Source organism: Blastococcus deserti, assembly GCF_042682525.1.
GTDB lineage: Bacteria > Actinomycetota > Actinomycetes > Mycobacteriales > Geodermatophilaceae > Blastococcus_B > Blastococcus_B deserti.
Genome location: NZ_JBHUHP010000023.1, coordinates 39,822 through 54,490, shown reverse-complemented (window position 1 = coordinate 54,490; position 14,669 = coordinate 39,822). Strand labels below are relative to the sequence as shown.

Annotated in this window: 15 protein-coding genes; 5 read left to right on the top strand and 10 right to left on the bottom strand. The window is 74.0% G+C overall.

The features are described 5' to 3' along the window. Nucleotides 1-95: 95 nt before the first annotated feature. Nucleotides 96-374: a GlsB/YeaQ/YmgE family stress response membrane protein gene (locus ACFSHS_RS18735; protein ID WP_376879373.1), complete on the top strand. Its 279-nt coding sequence runs from the start codon at nucleotides 96-98 to the stop codon at nucleotides 372-374. Here ACFSHS_RS18735 and ACFSHS_RS18730 read toward each other — a convergent pair whose 3' ends face one another. The 5 genes from ACFSHS_RS18730 to ACFSHS_RS18710 form a co-directional block, all read right to left on the bottom strand. Next, entirely contained in the window at nucleotides 375-1,226 is an 852-nt protein-coding gene (locus ACFSHS_RS18730) for a putative RNA methyltransferase (protein ID WP_376879370.1), read from the bottom strand. Further along, on the bottom strand, nucleotides 1,223-1,732 hold the full coding sequence (locus tag ACFSHS_RS18725; RefSeq protein ID WP_376879367.1) for a metallophosphoesterase family protein: 510 nt from the start codon (nucleotides 1,730-1,732) through the stop codon (nucleotides 1,223-1,225). The genes ACFSHS_RS18730 and ACFSHS_RS18725 overlap by 4 nt, the downstream gene beginning before the upstream one ends. Before the next feature lie 61 nt (nucleotides 1,733-1,793). Next, nucleotides 1,794-2,777, bottom strand: coding sequence for a cytochrome c oxidase assembly protein (locus ACFSHS_RS18720; protein WP_376879364.1), 984 nt, complete (start codon nucleotides 2,775-2,777; stop codon nucleotides 1,794-1,796). Between the two features lie 115 nt (nucleotides 2,778-2,892). Next, nucleotides 2,893-3,810: a cation diffusion facilitator family transporter gene (locus ACFSHS_RS18715; RefSeq protein ID WP_376879361.1), complete on the bottom strand. Its 918-nt coding sequence runs from the start codon at nucleotides 3,808-3,810 to the stop codon at nucleotides 2,893-2,895. 103 nt (nucleotides 3,811-3,913) lie between these two features. Continuing rightward, nucleotides 3,914-5,527 carry a M23 family metallopeptidase gene (locus ACFSHS_RS18710; RefSeq protein WP_376879359.1) on the bottom strand — a complete coding sequence of 538 codons (1,614 nt, stop codon included), beginning with the start codon at nucleotides 5,525-5,527 and terminating at the stop codon, nucleotides 3,914-3,916. A 288-nt stretch (nucleotides 5,528-5,815) separates the two neighbouring features. Here ACFSHS_RS18710 and ACFSHS_RS18705 point away from each other — a divergent pair, with 288 nt between their 5' ends. Together ACFSHS_RS18705 and ACFSHS_RS18700 are read left to right on the top strand one after the other, a co-directional pair. Next, nucleotides 5,816-6,997 (top strand): zinc-dependent alcohol dehydrogenase, encoded by a 1,182-nt coding sequence (locus tag ACFSHS_RS18705; protein ID WP_376879357.1) that lies wholly within the window; start codon nucleotides 5,816-5,818, stop codon nucleotides 6,995-6,997. Between the two features lie 211 nt (nucleotides 6,998-7,208). Then, nucleotides 7,209-8,426: an MFS transporter gene (locus ACFSHS_RS18700; protein ID WP_376879354.1), complete on the top strand. Its 1,218-nt coding sequence runs from the start codon at nucleotides 7,209-7,211 to the stop codon at nucleotides 8,424-8,426. Nucleotides 8,427-8,565: 139 nt separating this feature from the next. On the opposite strand, the gene ACFSHS_RS18695 is transcribed toward ACFSHS_RS18700, so the two are convergent. The 4 genes from ACFSHS_RS18695 to ACFSHS_RS18680 all read right to left on the bottom strand — a co-directional run bounded on the left by ACFSHS_RS18695 (nucleotide 8,566) and on the right by ACFSHS_RS18680 (nucleotide 11,846). Further along, nucleotides 8,566-10,185: an ABC-F family ATP-binding cassette domain-containing protein gene (locus tag ACFSHS_RS18695; protein WP_376879352.1), complete on the bottom strand. Its 1,620-nt coding sequence runs from the start codon at nucleotides 10,183-10,185 to the stop codon at nucleotides 8,566-8,568. Nucleotides 10,186-10,306: 121 nt separating this feature from the next. Beyond that, a complete protein-coding gene (locus tag ACFSHS_RS18690) occupies nucleotides 10,307-10,516 on the bottom strand; it encodes a three-helix bundle dimerization domain-containing protein (RefSeq protein WP_376879350.1) in 210 nt (69 codons plus the stop codon). 165 nt (nucleotides 10,517-10,681) lie between these two features. Continuing rightward, nucleotides 10,682-11,107 (bottom strand): DUF1801 domain-containing protein, encoded by a 426-nt coding sequence (locus tag ACFSHS_RS18685; RefSeq protein ID WP_376879348.1) that lies wholly within the window; start codon nucleotides 11,105-11,107, stop codon nucleotides 10,682-10,684. 127 nt (nucleotides 11,108-11,234) lie between these two features. Continuing rightward, nucleotides 11,235-11,846: a class I SAM-dependent methyltransferase gene (locus tag ACFSHS_RS18680; protein WP_376879346.1), complete on the bottom strand. Its 612-nt coding sequence runs from the start codon at nucleotides 11,844-11,846 to the stop codon at nucleotides 11,235-11,237. A 39-nt stretch (nucleotides 11,847-11,885) separates the two neighbouring features. Between ACFSHS_RS18680 and ACFSHS_RS18675 the strand changes: the two genes are divergently transcribed. Further along, complete coding sequence (locus tag ACFSHS_RS18675) at nucleotides 11,886-12,950, top strand: winged helix DNA-binding domain-containing protein (protein WP_376879344.1); 1,065 nt, start codon at nucleotides 11,886-11,888, stop codon at nucleotides 12,948-12,950. 227 nt (nucleotides 12,951-13,177) lie between these two features. Here ACFSHS_RS18675 and ACFSHS_RS18670 read toward each other — a convergent pair whose 3' ends face one another. Next, the gene (locus ACFSHS_RS18670) at nucleotides 13,178-13,618 is read right to left on the bottom strand and encodes a VOC family protein (RefSeq protein ID WP_376879342.1); all 441 of its coding nucleotides are present in this window, start codon (nucleotides 13,616-13,618) and stop codon (nucleotides 13,178-13,180) included. Nucleotides 13,619-13,814: 196 nt separating this feature from the next. On the opposite strand from ACFSHS_RS18670, the gene ACFSHS_RS18665 reads away from it, so the two are divergent. Further along, on the top strand, nucleotides 13,815-14,651 hold the full coding sequence (locus ACFSHS_RS18665) for an alpha/beta fold hydrolase (protein ID WP_376879340.1): 837 nt from the start codon (nucleotides 13,815-13,817) through the stop codon (nucleotides 14,649-14,651). Nucleotides 14,652-14,669: the final 18 nt, after the last annotated feature.

The following is a 14,669-nucleotide window of genomic DNA, read 5'->3' as shown; positions in this document are numbered from 1 at the left end:
GTTTCCGATCATGGACAGGAGGGCACCGTGCTCCCGCGCGTCCGGAGGTCGCGGGCGCCGGGCCCGCCGCAAGGAGTCCTGCGAGGAGGTCGCACATGTCCGTCGGGGCCGTCGTCCTCGCCCTGGTCGTCGGCCTCGTCGCGGGGCTGATCGCCCGGGCCGTCGTCCCCGGCAAGCAGGACCTGGGCATCCTCGCCACGATCGCGCTCGGCCTGGTCGGGTCCGTCGTCGGCAACCTGGTCGCCGGTCTCGTCTCGCGCGGCGAGCCCGAGCTCGACCTGGGCGGCTGGTGGGCCTCGATCCTCGGCGCGATCGTCGTCCTCGCCGTGTACGTCTCCGTGGCCGGCCGCGGTCGACGGTCGGTCCGCCGCTGATCAGCCGGCCCGCCGGTACGTGGTGACGTCGACCGAGACCGTCACCCCCAGCGGCTCCGGGAGCCCGGCCAGCCGGGCCTCGACCGCCGTCCGCGTCGTGTGCCGGGCGTGCGGACCCATGCCGACCAGGGTGGTGGCGGCCGAGCGGGGCACGGTGATGCGCTCGCGGTGGGTCGTCGTGCGCACCGGCGTCAGATGGGGCTCGAGCGCGGCGGCCAGCCGGACCGCCTTGTCCGGGTCGACCCGCAGCAGCTCCAGCGGCCCGACGAGCTCGCCCAGGTGGTCGGCGGCCGGGGTCACCACCACCAGCCCGCCGCCGGGACGGAGGACGCGTGCGATCTCAGGCCCGTTGCGGGGGGCGAAGACCACGAGCACCCGGTCCACCGCCCCGGTCCGCACGGGTAGCCGCGCCCAGCTGTCGGCGACGACGGCCACGGCCCGGTCGTGGGCCCGTGCCGCGCGCCGTGCGGCGTAGGTCGAGGAGTCGAGGACCACGCCCACCGCCTCCGGCAGCCGATCGAGGACACCGGCGAGGTGGTGCCCGGTCCCGCCGCCGAGGTCGAGCAGCGACGCCGGCGTCCCGTCCGCGGTCACCGCGTCGGCCAGCGCTCGCGTGACGCCCGCGTAGTGGCCCGCGCCGAGGAAGGCCACCCGGTCGGCCACCATCTCGGCCGTGTCCCCGGTGGGCGGCCGGTGGCCGGGCGGCAGCAGCGTGACGTGACCCTGGCGCGCCCGGTCGAACAGGTGGCCCCGCGGGCAGCGCAGGCCGGCGCCCCCGGCCACCACCTCCAGCGGATCGCCGCAGACCGGACAGGCCAGCAGGGCGACGGCCCGGTCGTCGAGCGGTCTCACCGCCGGGGAGGGACGGCGTGGAAGGCGACGTCGCGCAGCCGGCCGTCGTCGGCCACCGCGGTGACGTAGGTGCCGTGCGGCTGCCGCCGCCGGTCGGTGGGCGAGCCGGGGTTGAGCAGCCGGAGCCCGGACGGCGCCGTGGTGTCCCAGGGGATGTGGCTGTGCCCGAACACCAGGACGTCGGTGTCGGGGAACCGGGCCGCGCAGCGGATCTCGCGTCCCTTCCTGTCCCCCGTCTCGTGGACGACGGCGAACCTGATGCCCTCGATCACCGCCCGGGCGACCTCCGGCAGTCGCTCGCGCAGCGGGCCGTGGTCGTTGTTGCCGTACACCGCGAGCAGCCGCCGCGAGCGGTCCTCCAGCTGGTCGAGCAGGGCGACGTCGACCCAGTCACCGGCGTGCACGACGAGGTCGGCGGCTTCGATCGCCGCCCACAGGGCATGAGGTAGGTCACGCGCCCGTTTCGGGACGTGCGTGTCGGAGATCAACACGAGCGAAACCGGCACGACCCCATCGTCGCAGCACACCCGGTTCCTGCCTCGGCCCACGACCGGGCCCTGCGACCGGTCAGGGGTGCTGCTCGCCCGCCAGGGCCCGCAGCCGGGCGTTGTAGGCCTCGAGCTCGGCGTCGCCGCTGCGATCGGCCGCCCGGTCCAGCGCCTTGGCCCGCCGCTCGTCGGAGCCGGCCCAGGAGAAGAAGACCACCGCCAGGACGAGGACGGTGGGGAGCTCGCCGAAGGCCCAGACGATGCCGCCGGCCTCGCCCTGGTCGCGCAGGGGGTCGATACCCCACCCGGCCGGCGGCTGGGCGAAGGTGTCCACGACCAGGGAGCCGGCCATCATGACCGCGACGCCGAAGAAGGCGTGGAAGGGCACCGGCAGGAACAGCTCCAGCATCCGCCCCGGATGGCTGAGCGTCCGCGGCCACGGGTCCTGGGCAACGATCGGTCCGAAGAACAGCAACCCCGTGACCACGAAGTGGGCCAGCATGAACTGGTGCCCGGCGGGGTTGCCCATCAGCGCGTCGAACAGCGGGGTGAAGTAAACGCCGTACAGGCTCGCGATGAACAGCGGGATCGTGAACAGCGGGTGGGACACGAAGCGCGCGAACCGGCTGTGCAGCGCGGTGAGCAGCAGCGCCCTCGGCGTCCCCGCGGCGCCGTGACCCCGGGGCAGCGTCCGCAGGGCCAGGGTCACCGGCGCCGCCAGCAGGAGCAGCAGGGGCGTGATGAGCGACAGCACCATGTGCTGGGTCATGTGGACGCTGAACAGCACCATGCTGTAGCCGTTCAGCCACGTCCCGGTGACGACGAACAGCGAGCCGGTGCCGCCGATCCAGGCAGCGGTCCGCCACCACGGCCAGACGACGCCGGACCGGCGCAACCGCACGACGGCGCCGAGGTAGAGCAGCAGGCCGACGACGCTGAGGACGGCGAGCACCGACCACGGCTCCAGGTGCGGGAGGAACATCCGCCCCCAGGTCGGCGGGTCGGCGGGCACCCACATGCCCGAGTGGTGCCCGTGCTCCACCTGCTCCTCCTCGACCGACACCGCGCGTGCGGTTCCACTCTCCCACCGCCACCGGCGTCGCGGGTGGCCGTCGTGCCCTCCCCGGGCGTGACGTGGAGGGGCGACGGCCCCGCCGTGAGCAGGTGAGCGGGGCCCTTCAGTCGTGGACCGGCGCCTCGTGCCGGGCGTGCGACTCGGCTTCCAGCTGGAAGGTGCAGTGCTGCAGGTCGAAGTGGTCGCCCAGGCAGGCGCACAACGCGTCCAGCACGCGACCGCCGTGCCCGGCGGCCAGCGCCGCGTCGTCGACCACCACGTGGGCGGAGAGGACCGGCTGACCGGACGTGATCGTCCAGGCGTGCAGGTCGTGGACGCCCAGGACGCCGTCCACGCCGAGGATGTGCGTCCGCACGTCGTCGAGGTCGACTCCCCGGGGGGCGGCCTCCAGCAGGATGTCCAGCGCCTCCCTGAGCAGGTGCCACGCTCTCGGGACCACCAGGCAGCCGATGACCACCGACGCGACGATGTCCGCCGGCGTCCACCCCGTGGTGAGGATGATCAGCCCCGCCACGATCACCGCGACCGAGCCGAGGGCATCGGCCAGGACCTCCAGGTAGGCCCCGCGCAGGTTCAGGGAGGCGCGCCGTCCCCGGTGGAGCACGGCCAGCGAGCCGAGGTTGACCGCCAGGCCCACCGCAGCGACGGCGAGCATCAGCCTCGACTCGATCTCGGGCGGCTGACCGATCCGGCGCACCGCCTCCACGAGCACGTACGCAGCCACCGCGAGCAGCAGCAGGCCGTTGCCTACCGCCGCGAAGATCTCCAGCCGCTGCCAACCGAACGTCCGCCGGCCGCGGGCCGGTCGCTGGGCCAGGGTGACCGCGCCGAGGGCCAGGGCGATGCCGGCCGCGTCGGTGGCCATGTGCCCCGCATCGGCGAGCAGCGCCAGGGAGCCCGACACCAGGCCGCCGACGATCTCTCCCGCCATCACGGCGAGGGTGAGGACGAGGACGACCAGCAGGCGTCGCCGCTGACCGCCCGCCGCGGTCACCGGCGCGTGCGTGTGCCCGTGTCCCATCGACCGCCTCCCTGTCCGCGCCTCCTGCGCGCAGTGTCCTCCAACGCCGACGCCCCCTGCCGGAAGGAAGCCGGCAGGGGGCGTCGGGTACGGGGGGCGCGGATCAGATCGCGACGCCCTTGTCCCGCAGCCACGGGATGGGGTCGACCTTCGCGCCGTTGAGGCCGCCCACGTGCACCTCGAAGTGCAGGTGCGGGCCGGTCGACTGACCCCGGTTGCCGAGCAGGGCGATGGTGTCGCCGGCGCGGACCACCTGACCGGGCTCGACCAGGATCGAGTCCATGTGCCCGTAGACGGTGACGTCGCCGTTCTCGTGCTGGATGTACACCGCGAGGCCGTAGCCGCTGGCGGGGCCGGCCTCGAGGACGACACCGTCCATCGCGGCGTACTCCGGGGTGTGCATCGGGGCAGCGAGGTCGATGCCGGCGTGCAGCGTTCCCCAGCGGGCACCGAAGCCACTGGTGAGCCGGGCTCCGTCGACCGGGAGGACCGCCTTCGGGCGGGCCGCTTCCGCGGCGGCCGCGGCGGCCACCCGGTCGGCCTCGGCCTGCACCTCGGCGGCCGCGGCCTGCTCCGCATCCCGGACGTTCCGGCTGACCGCCAGCTCGCCGAGCAGCTCCGTCGCGTCGGTGTCGGTGATGGCCTCGGCCGGCGATGCCTCGATGCCGAGCTCCTGCGCCACGCTCACCGATCGGCTGGCCGTCTCCGTCGCCCGGGCGGACGGCTCGGCGATCGTCACGGTACTGACGGCCATCGCACCGACGAGGGCGGCGGCCAGGTACAGCGCGGGACGACGGGCGACCGACGGCGGGCGCCGGCGCAGCAGCCGGGACCATCGGCCCTCGGCGGCGACGGCTGGTGCTTGCGCGGTCACCTCGGTGGCCGCCTCGACGCGCTCGGCCACCGGGATCGCGGCGTCGGCGACCGGGGTGACGGCGTCGGCGGCGGGCGTGCGCTTGTGGGGAGTGGGCCGGCCGGAACGGGCGAGGGCGAACGCAGCCACCTTCTCGGTGGTCGGGTTCGTGGCGGCGGTGACGGTCCCGACGGCCGGCTCGGCAGCGGGGGCCTTGGCGGTCGTCGCCTTCCCCGTCGTCGCCTCCGCCGTCGTGGCCTTCGCCTCCGCCGTCGTGGCCTTCGCCTTCGCCGTCGTGGCCTTCGCCTTCGCCGTCGTGGCCTTCGCCGTCGTGGCCTTCGCCGTCGTGGCCTTCGCCGTCGTGGCCTTCGCCTTCGCCGTCGTGGCCTTCGCCGTCGTGGCCTTCGCCGTCGTGGCCTTCGCCTTCGCCGTCGTGGCCTTCGCCGACGTGGCCTTCGCCGTCGTGGTCGTCTCCGCCTTGGCGGACGCGGCCTTGGCGGACGCGGCCTTGGCGGACGCGGCCTTGGCGGACGCGGCCTTGGCGGACGCGGCCTTGGCGGACGCGGCCTTGGCGGACGCGGCCTTGGTCCGGGACGCCGGCGCGCCCGCCTTTCTCGTGGCGGCGGCCGCCCCGTCGGCAGCGGAGGTGCGCCGACCGCGCGCGGCCGGGGCGGCGGTTCCGGCGGTGGTCTGGGTGGTGCCGGAGCGCTGCGCCGTCCCCGGGCGCGGCGTCGGAACCGTGCTGATCGCCTTCTCCTCAGCCGGCCGCCGCGAGTTCCGGCGAACCGTGGCGAGGATCGGGGCAGCCCCGGTGACGGGGTCCGATCCCTCGACGAGGAGGCGGTCCTGGTGGAGCGAGCTCATGCACCTGACTTCCGTTGGCGGGCATTCCACGTGCACTCCCGGGGAGAGGAGCGGGACCCATGTAAACATGCCGTTATCTGTTCGTGATCTGGCCGACTGGGTATGGACCTGCGATTTTGTGGTGTGGCTCACCAGAACCCATCCATGGAATTCCGCGACGCGTAAGCACAAAACTACAGAAAGTGAACGGCACGCGGGGAGTCGTTGAAAGTCGCGCGATCCAGCTCACGAACGGGCAGGAGTGCCCCGGAAGGGGCCGAATCGCGGTCGATCGAGGGAGATCCAGACATGCGCGCAGTGACATGGCACGGCCGCGGGGACGTCCGCGTCGAGACGGTTCCCGATCCGGTCATCAAGGAGCCGACGGACGTGATCGTCGAGATCACCTCGAGCGGGGTCTGCGGCTCCGACCTCCATCTGATCGAGGTCATGGCGCCGTTCATGACGGTGGGCGACGTGATGGGGCACGAGCCGATGGGCATCGTCCGCGAGGTCGGGCCCGAGGTGACCGAGGTGAAGCCGGGCGACCGCGTCGTCATCCCGTTCAACATCTCCTGCAACACCTGCTGGATGTGCTCGCAGGGACTGCAGTCGCAGTGCGAGACCACGCAGAATCGGGAGCAGGGCTTCGGCGCCTCGCTGTTCGGCTACACCAAGCTCTACGGCCATGTGCCGGGCGGGCAGGCCGAGTACCTGCGCGTGCCGTTCGGCAACACGTTGCCGATCAAGGTGCCCGAGGGTCCGGCCGACGACCGCTTCGTCTACCTCTCCGACGTCCTGCCGACGAGCTGGCAGGCGGTCCAGTACGCCGGGATCCCGAAGGGCGGCACGGTCCTCGTGCTCGGTCTCGGCCCCATCGGTGACATGTCGGCCCGCGTCGCCCTGCACCAGGGAGCGGGCACGGTCTTCGGCGCGGACGTGGTCCCCGAGCGCCTGGCGCGCGCCCGCGCCCGCGGAGTGACGGTGATCGACTCCACGAAGCAGGACGACGTCGTCCAGGCCGTCCGCGACGCCACCGGCGGGCGCGGCCCCGACGCGGTCATCGACGCCGTCGGCATGGAGGCGCACGGCTCCCCGCTCGCGACCATCGCCCAGAAGGCCACCGCCGTGGTCCCGGACGCGATCATGGAGAAGGTCATGCAGGTGGTCGGCGTCGACCGGCTGGCCGCGCTGAACACCGCGATCGAGGCCGTGCGCCGTGGCGGCACCATCTCGCTGTCCGGTGTCTACGGAGGCGCCACCGACCCGCTGCCGCTGATGCGGATGTTCGACAAGCAGATCCAGCTGCGCATGGGCCAGGCCAACGTGTGGCGGTGGGTGCCCGACATCCTGCCGCTGCTCACCGACGAGGACCCCCTCGGCGTCGACGAGTTCGCGACCCACCACGTGCCACTGGTCGAGGCGCCCCAGGCCTACATGAACTTCCGCGACAAGAAGGAAGGCACCGTCAAGGTCCTGCTCAAGCCGTGACGGCGCGGGGGCGCCGGTCCCCCGGCGCCCCCGCTGTGAGCAGACCCACGTCCCCGACGGGGCATGGCGGCCGACTGTCCCGCCTTGCCCCTGGGGAAGAGTGGCGTCCACGGGCAGCCGCCCGGCAGTCGCACCAGCCCGGTCCAGTGAGGACGACGACGTCCGCCGGCCCGAACACCGCCCGCGTACCCGTCCCCTGGAGTTCCGCCCCGTGCCTCGCGCACTGCTCGCGCTCGCCATCGGTGCCTTCGGCATCGGCACCACCGAGTTCGTCGTCATGGGCATGCTGCCCGAGATCGCCGACGGCCTCGACGTCTCGGTGTCCGCCGTCGGCATGCTCATCTCCGCCTATGCCATCGGGGTCGTCGTCGGCGCACCCACGCTGACCGCGGTCGGCCTCCGGTTCACGCCGCGCCAGACCCTGGTCGCGCTCATGGTCGTCTTCGTCGTCGGCAACACGCTGGCCGCTCTCGCCCCCACCTACGGGCTGCTGGTGGCGGCACGGGTGCTCACCGCGCTGGCGCACGGCTCCTTCTTCGGTGTCGGCGCCGTCGCCGCACGTCGCCTGGTGCCCCCCGCCCACGCCACCCGCGCCATCTCCCTGATGGTCACCGGGCTCACGCTGGCGAACGTCGTCGGCGTGCCGCTGGGCACCTTCGTCGCCCAGCACGCCAGTTGGCGGGTGGTCCTGGGGGCCATCGCCCTCATCGGGGTCGCGACGATCGCCGGACTGCTGGCCTGGATGCCCTCGGACGCCGGCGAGCCGACCGACCTGCGCGCCGAGCTGCGTGCCTTCCGGCGGGCCCAGGTATGGCTCGTGCTCGGTCTGACGATGGTCGGGTTCTCGGCACTGTTCGCCGTCTACAGCTACGTCAGCCCGATCCTGACCGAGCTCGGCGGCATCCCGACCGAGTGGGTCACGCCCGTGCTGGCCCTCTTCGGCATCGGGACGACCGTGGGCACCCTGGTCGGTGGCCGGCTCGGTGACCGCTACGGCTTCTCGTTCGTCGCCGTCGGGCTGGTCGCGATGGCCGGCGTCCTGGTGGTCTTCGCCCTGCTCGCCTGGACGACCGTGGCCGCCGTCGCGCTGCTGGTGGTCTTCGGCACCCTCTCCTTCGCCCTCGGCCCGGTGGTGCAGAACGCCGTCATCGATGCGGCCCGGGTGCCCGGTGGCAGCCTGGTGTCCGCGGCGAACCAGGGGGCCTTCAACGTCGCCAACGCCGTGGGCGCGGCCCTGGGGGCCCTGGTGATCTCTGCGGGTCTCGGTTACACGGCGCCGATGTGGGTGGGCGCCGTCCTGGCCCTCGTCGGGGCCGGTCTCGCCGTCCTCGCCCGCGCCGCCGACGGCCGGACAGCCCTGGACGTGACTCCCGTCGACCGGCTCACCCACGACCGGCGCGCCGACCTGCAGCACGCCGACGCCGGCTGACCCACCGGTCCAGGCAGGACGACCTCCGCCGGCTCGTCGGCCGGCGCTCGTCGAGTTGCCGCCGCCGACACGCGAGGCCACGCCGCATCTGACGGCAAGAACTCGGTGATCGGCTCGGGAGGCCGCCCGGGCGGTGGCGTCAGCGGGCGCGCTGCACCCTCGCCTCGTCGAACACCGGCTCGGTCGACTCGTAGACCCGGCCGTCGGCGCCGAAGACGAGGAACCGGTCGAAGGAACGGGCGAACCACCGGTCGTGGGTGACGGCGAGGACGGTGCCGTCGAACGCCGCCAGCGCCTCCTCCAGCGCCTCGGCGGAGAGGACGTCGAGGTTGTCGGTCGGCTCGTCGAGGAGCAGCAGCGTCGCGCCCGACAGCTCCAGCAGCAGGATCTGGAAGCGCGCCTGCTGCCCGCCCGACATCGTGCGGAAGGGCTGCTCCCCCGCGCCGGCGAGCCCGTAGCGCCGCAGCGCGGCCATCGCCCGCCCGCGGTCCACCCCCGGACGCCCCGGCTCCCCGTGCCAGAGCAGGTCGACCGGCGTGCGGTCCAGCCACTCCGGATGGGCGTGGGTCTGCGCGAAGAACCCCGGGACGACGCGCGCCCCCAGCCGCCAGTGCCCGGTGTGCGGCACGGACTGGCCGGCGAGCAGCCGCAGGAAGTGCGACTTGCCCGCCCCGTTGGCGCCCAGCACTCCGACGCGGTCGCCGTACCAGACCTCGAGGTCGAACGGCTGCATCAGCCCGGTGAGCTCCAGCTGCTCGGCCATGACCGCCCGCACGCCGGTGCGCCCGCCGCGCAGCCGCATGGCCACCTTCTGCTCGGGGGGACGGTCCGGCGGCGGCCCGGCCGCCTCGAACTTGGCCAGCCGGGTCTGCATCGCCCGGTACCGCGACGCCATGTCCGGCGAGTTGGCCGCCTGCTGCTGCAGCGTGCGGACCAGGTCGATCAGCCGCTCGTGCTCCTCGTCCCAGCGCCGGCGCAGCTCGGCCAGCCGCTCGTGCCGCGCCGTCCGGGCGTCGGAGTAGCTCGCGAAGCCCCCGCCGTGCATCCACGCCGTCCTGCCCTCGACGGTGACGACCCGGTCGGCCACCCGGGCCAGCAGCTCGCGGTCGTGGCTGACGAACAGCACGGTCTTGCGGGTCTCGAGCAGCCGCTCCTCGAGCCAGCGCTTGCCCGGGACGTCGAGGTAGTTGTCCGGCTCGTCCAGCAGCAGGACCTCGTCGGGGCCGCGCAGGAGCGCCTCCAGCGCCAGCCGCTTCTGCTCCCCGCCCGACAGCGTGGACAGCTCCCGGTACTTGCACCGCTCGTAGGGGACGCCGAGGGCGGCGACGGTCACGGTGTCCCACGTGACCTCGGCGTCGTAGCCGCCCGCGTCGCCCCACTGCGCGAGCGCGTCGGCGTAGGCCATCTGCGCCGGCTCGTCGTCGGTCTCCATGAGCGTCAGCTCGGCCGCCGCCACCGCGTCCCACGCCTGGCGGACGGCCGGCGGCGAGAGGTCGACGAGGAAGCGCTGGACCGTGGTGTCGTCCCGGACCGACCCGATGAACTGGCGCATGACGCCGAGTCCGCCGGTGCGTGCGATCGATCCCGCCTCGGGCGTCAGGTCGCCGGCGATGATCCGCAGCAGGGTGGTCTTCCCCGCCCCGTTCTCACCGACCAGCGCCGCCCGGGCACCCTCACCGATGCGGAAGGAGACGTCGTCTAGCAGCACCCGTCCGTCGGACAGGGTGTGCCGCACCGCGTTCACGTCGACGTAGCCCACCCGGACATCCTCCCGGTCCGGGCAACCGGTTTCTCGACGCGCGTCCGGGCGGCCATCGGGTCGTCGCCGTCGACTCCGCCGTCCACTCCGCCGGGCCAATGGCCGGGCCGGACGGTGGGCGTCAGTCCAGGGAGACCCGCAGCCGCTGGCGGGCCAGGCGCTCGACCAGCTCGGGCAGCGCGCCGTCGGGTGAGCCGCGCAGCTCCTCACGGCAGGTACGGACGACGAGCACGATCGAGCGGGGCCCGACCTCGGGGAACTCGTGCCGCAGCCGCGCGACGGCGGAGCGGACGGACGGGTCGGAGACGGTGGGCGGGCAAGCCAACGTCATGGACGGTCCTTCGATGCGCGTGCCGCCGGAGCGGCAGTGGACGTTCCCCCGAGGGCCCCCCGACGGGGCGGCCGATGTCGTACTGGACCACCGTGACCCGGCACACCGGATGCGGCCAGGGACGAAGGTCCCAGCCGCTGTTCGCCCTCGGCGTGGCGCGCGGCGTCAGCCGGCGGCGTAGGCGTTCTCGCCGGCGGCCGTCGCGGCGACCGCGTCGCGCACCAGCGTGCTCAGCTCACCGGCGTCCACCTTGTCCAGCGAGGTGAAACGGATGCAGCTCTTGCCGCACGACGCCGTGCCGAGCCGATCGGCCCGGGTCTCGGCCAGGTAGCCGCCGTCGACCACGGCACACACGTACAGCGACAGGTGCCGCTTCTGCGCCGCCAGGGCGATCAGGGGCCACATCCTGGGCTCCTTGGCCGACCTCGGCCGGTAGGGCATCAGCCCGTAGCCGAGCATCGCCGAGGAGCCCATCGGCACCAGCTGCCGGTCGATGCCCGGCGCGGCGGCCGTCACGAGCGCGTCGACACGGCGCAGTTCGTCCGCGCGCGGGCCGGCCGCGTCGAACCAGGCCTCGATGTCGTCGGGCATGCCGCCGGCGATCAGGCGAGCATCAGCGAGAGCATGGTGGCCCCCGCCGCCAGGATCATCATGAAGACGATGACCGTGGCCACCATCCGCCTCCGCCGATCGGCCCGTGAGCCGCCACCCGTCCTGGTCATGGCCGCACGCTACCGCCGGGACCGGCCGTGCGGTCCGGTCGTCGCCCCCACAGCAGGGTGTCCAGTGCGGCGCCGGCCGGTGTCTCCCGGTGCACCTGCTCCAACCGGTCCACGGCCAGCAGCTCCGCCACCGGGGCCAGCCGCGCCACGCTGTGCAGGATCCCCGGCTCCTGCGGTCCACCGACACCGGAGGCGATGTTCTCCACGTCGTGCCCGAGGACGAGCAGCCGGCCGCCCGGGCGCAGCCAGCCGACCGCCCGGGTGAGGACGGCGACGGTGTCGGCCTCGGGCAGGTGCAGGTAGGCCACCAGGACCAGGTCCACGCTGTCCGGCGGCGCCGTCCACGTGGTGACGTCGGCGGCCACCCAGGTCACCCGGTCGGCATCCGGCTCGCCCCGGCCACGGGCGAGCCCCACGGTGGAGAAGTCGACAGCGGTCACCCGCCAGCCCCGCCGGGCCAGCCAGAGCGCGTGCCGCCCCTCCCCTGCAGCCAGGTCCACGGCGTCCCCCGGCGGGAGGTCGGCCAGGAGCTCGGCGACCAGCGCGTTCGGTTCCGACGACCACTGCTGCCGTTCGGCGTACCGCTCGTCCCAGTCCTCGGCCCGCACGCGGTGGAGTCTGTCGTACCTGCCTGCCACGGTGAGGGGGTGACGCCACCGTCGGAGATCGGGCTGCTGCGGCTGGTCGCCCAGCGTCTCGCGGGCCCCCGCCCGGCCACCCCGGTGGAGGCGGTCCGGCGGCTCCTCGCCGTCCAGGCGCAGGAGCTCCCCGGAGCCCTCACCTCGACCGCGCTGCGGACCGCCTCCCGATCGCGGGAGGACGTCGGCAAGGCCCTCGACGAGGGTGTCCTCGTCCGGTCGTGGCCCATGCGCGGCACCCTGCACCTGACCGTGGCCGAGGACCTTCCCTGGCTGCTCGACCTGTGCACCCCGCGGGTGCTGGCCGGCCTCGGCTCCCGCTGGGCCCAGCTGGGGCTCACCGAGGCGGACGCCGAGCGGGCCCGCGCCGTCGTCATCGCGGCCCTGTCCGGGGGCAGGCGGCTCGGGCGCCGGGCCCTGGTCGCGGCGATGGCCGACGGCGGCGTCGACACCGCCGGGCAGCGCGGGTACCACCTGCTCGGCCATCTCGCGCAGACGGGCACGCTCTGCCTCGGCCCCCGGGAGGACGGCGGCGACCAGCAGTTCGTGCTCCTGGACGAGTGGATCCCCCGGCGACGCCGGCTGGAACGCGGCGAGGCGCTGGCCGAACTCGCGCTCCGTTTCTTCCAGGGCCACGGGCCGGCCACGGTGAAGGACCTCGCACGGTGGGCCGGGCTGTCCCTGGGTGACGCCCGGACCGGGCTGGCCGCCGTCCGGGACCACCTGCTGTCGCTGGACGTGGCCGGCGCCGAGCACTACCTCGATCCCGGGACGCCCGACCTGCTCGCGGCCCACCGGGACGAGGCCCGTGGCCCGTTCCTGCTGCCCGGCTTCGACGAGTTCGTGCTCGGCTACGGCGATCGCAGCGCCGTCCTCGATCCGGCGTTCGCCGATCGGATCGTCCCGGGCGGGAACGGGGTCTTCCGGCCGACCGTCGTGCACGACGGTCGCATCGTCGGCACCTGGGCCTGGCAGGGCACGGGGGCCCGGCGGACCGCGGTCGCCTCACCGTTCGTCCCGCACGCGGACGACGTGACGTCGGCGGTTCTCCGCCTGGCGGTCGCCCTGCCGTGACGCGCACGTCCGGCGACCGGGCGACGACGGGAGCGGGCCCGCGTTCCCCGACGTCGCCCGGCGCGTGGCCCCCGACTGCTCGGCCCGCCTCGCCCCGGCCTCGCCGCTCTCCCGCGGACCGGCTGCCGGCGCGGCGTGACCGCCGCGGTGTGCGTGGTGTTCCCGCTGGCCTCGGGCTCCGCGCTGGACCGGCCGGACCTCGGAGCCGCCGGCGCGCTGACCGCGGATCAGTCGATTCGCTCGGCCAGGTTCACGATGAATCCCTCGGGTCCGCGCACGGACGCCATGCGCCAGACGCCCTCGTACTGACCGACGCCGCCGACCAGGTGGTAGCCGTCCGCGGCGAGCCGGTCGAGGATCGCCTCGAGGTCCTCCACTTCGAAGGTCACGTTCCGCAACCCCAGCTCGTTCGGCATGGGGTCGGGCGAACCCGGCGCGTGGTCGGGACGGAGGAAGCGCGACAGTTCCAGCCCGGTTCCTCCGCCGGGCGGCCGCAGCATGACGACCTCGGTACGGCAGTGCGGCATGCCGACGACGGTGTCCAGGAACTCCCCTTCGAGCACCGCCCGGCCCTCCGTCTCGAAGCCCAGCCCGACGAAGAAGTCCGTCACCGTGTGGAGATCCCTGACGGTGATGCCGACGTGATCGAAGCGCCGGATAGGCGACATCGCGTACGTCCTCCCGTGTTCGTCGGTCTGGCCAGGTTCTCATTCGTGCGTTCTGGCTCGCGCGGACGCGTTACGTCGCAGACCTCGGGTGGGTCCTGCGCGGCGCGCGGGCCCCGGCCCACACGGGGAGCTCGGAGCCGGGATCCACGGCAGGCTCGGTACTACGCTTCCCACCTCTCACGTCGGAGGCGGGCTGATGAGCGACGAGACCGGCCACGTCGAGGTCGACGGCGTGCCCCTGTCCTACCGGATCCGCGGGCACGGAGAGCCCGTGCTGCTGCTGCACGCGGGCTTCGTAGCAGACGGGATGCAGCTCCTCCTCTCCGCACCCGAGCTCGAGGGCTTCCGGCTCGTCGCCTACCACCGTCGCGGCTACGGCGACAGCGGCCGTGTGCACGGTCCCCCCGTGACCATGGTCCGGCAGGCCGAGGACGTCGCGGTGCTCCTCGACCGGTTGGGCCTGCGGCGGGCGCACCTCGTCGGCCACTCCTTCGGGGCGAACGTGGCGCTGCAGGTCGCGGCCGCCGCTCCCGACCGGGTCGGCGCGTTGGTCCTGATGGAGCCGCTGCTCGGGTTCACGCTGAGTCCCGAGGCGGCCGCCGGCGTCACCGACGCGGCGGCGACGGCAATGCCGCTCTTCGCGTCCGGCGACTCCGCCGGAGCCCTCGACGCGTGGCTGCTCGGGGCCTTCGGGCCGGGGTACCGAGACGTCCTGGACCGTGCCCTCCCCGGCGCGTGGGAGAGGGCGGTGGCCGACGCCCCCGCCGCCTTCGGCTCCGAGATCCCGTCGCTGCAGGGCTGGGCGTTCGGGCCCCCCGACCTGGCCAGGGTCCGGGCGCCGACGCTCAGCGTGGTCAACACCGGTACGTACTGGGGCGGCTTCCGGGAGACGCACGAGGCCCTGCTGTCGGGCGTACCCGGGGCCGAGGGGGCCGTCGTCCCCGTCGCGAGCCACCTGCTCCAGATCGCCGACCCGGGGCCCGTGGCCGCGGTGGTGGCCGACTTCCTCCACAGACATCCGCTCCCGGCCTGACGCACCCCCGACGGCCGC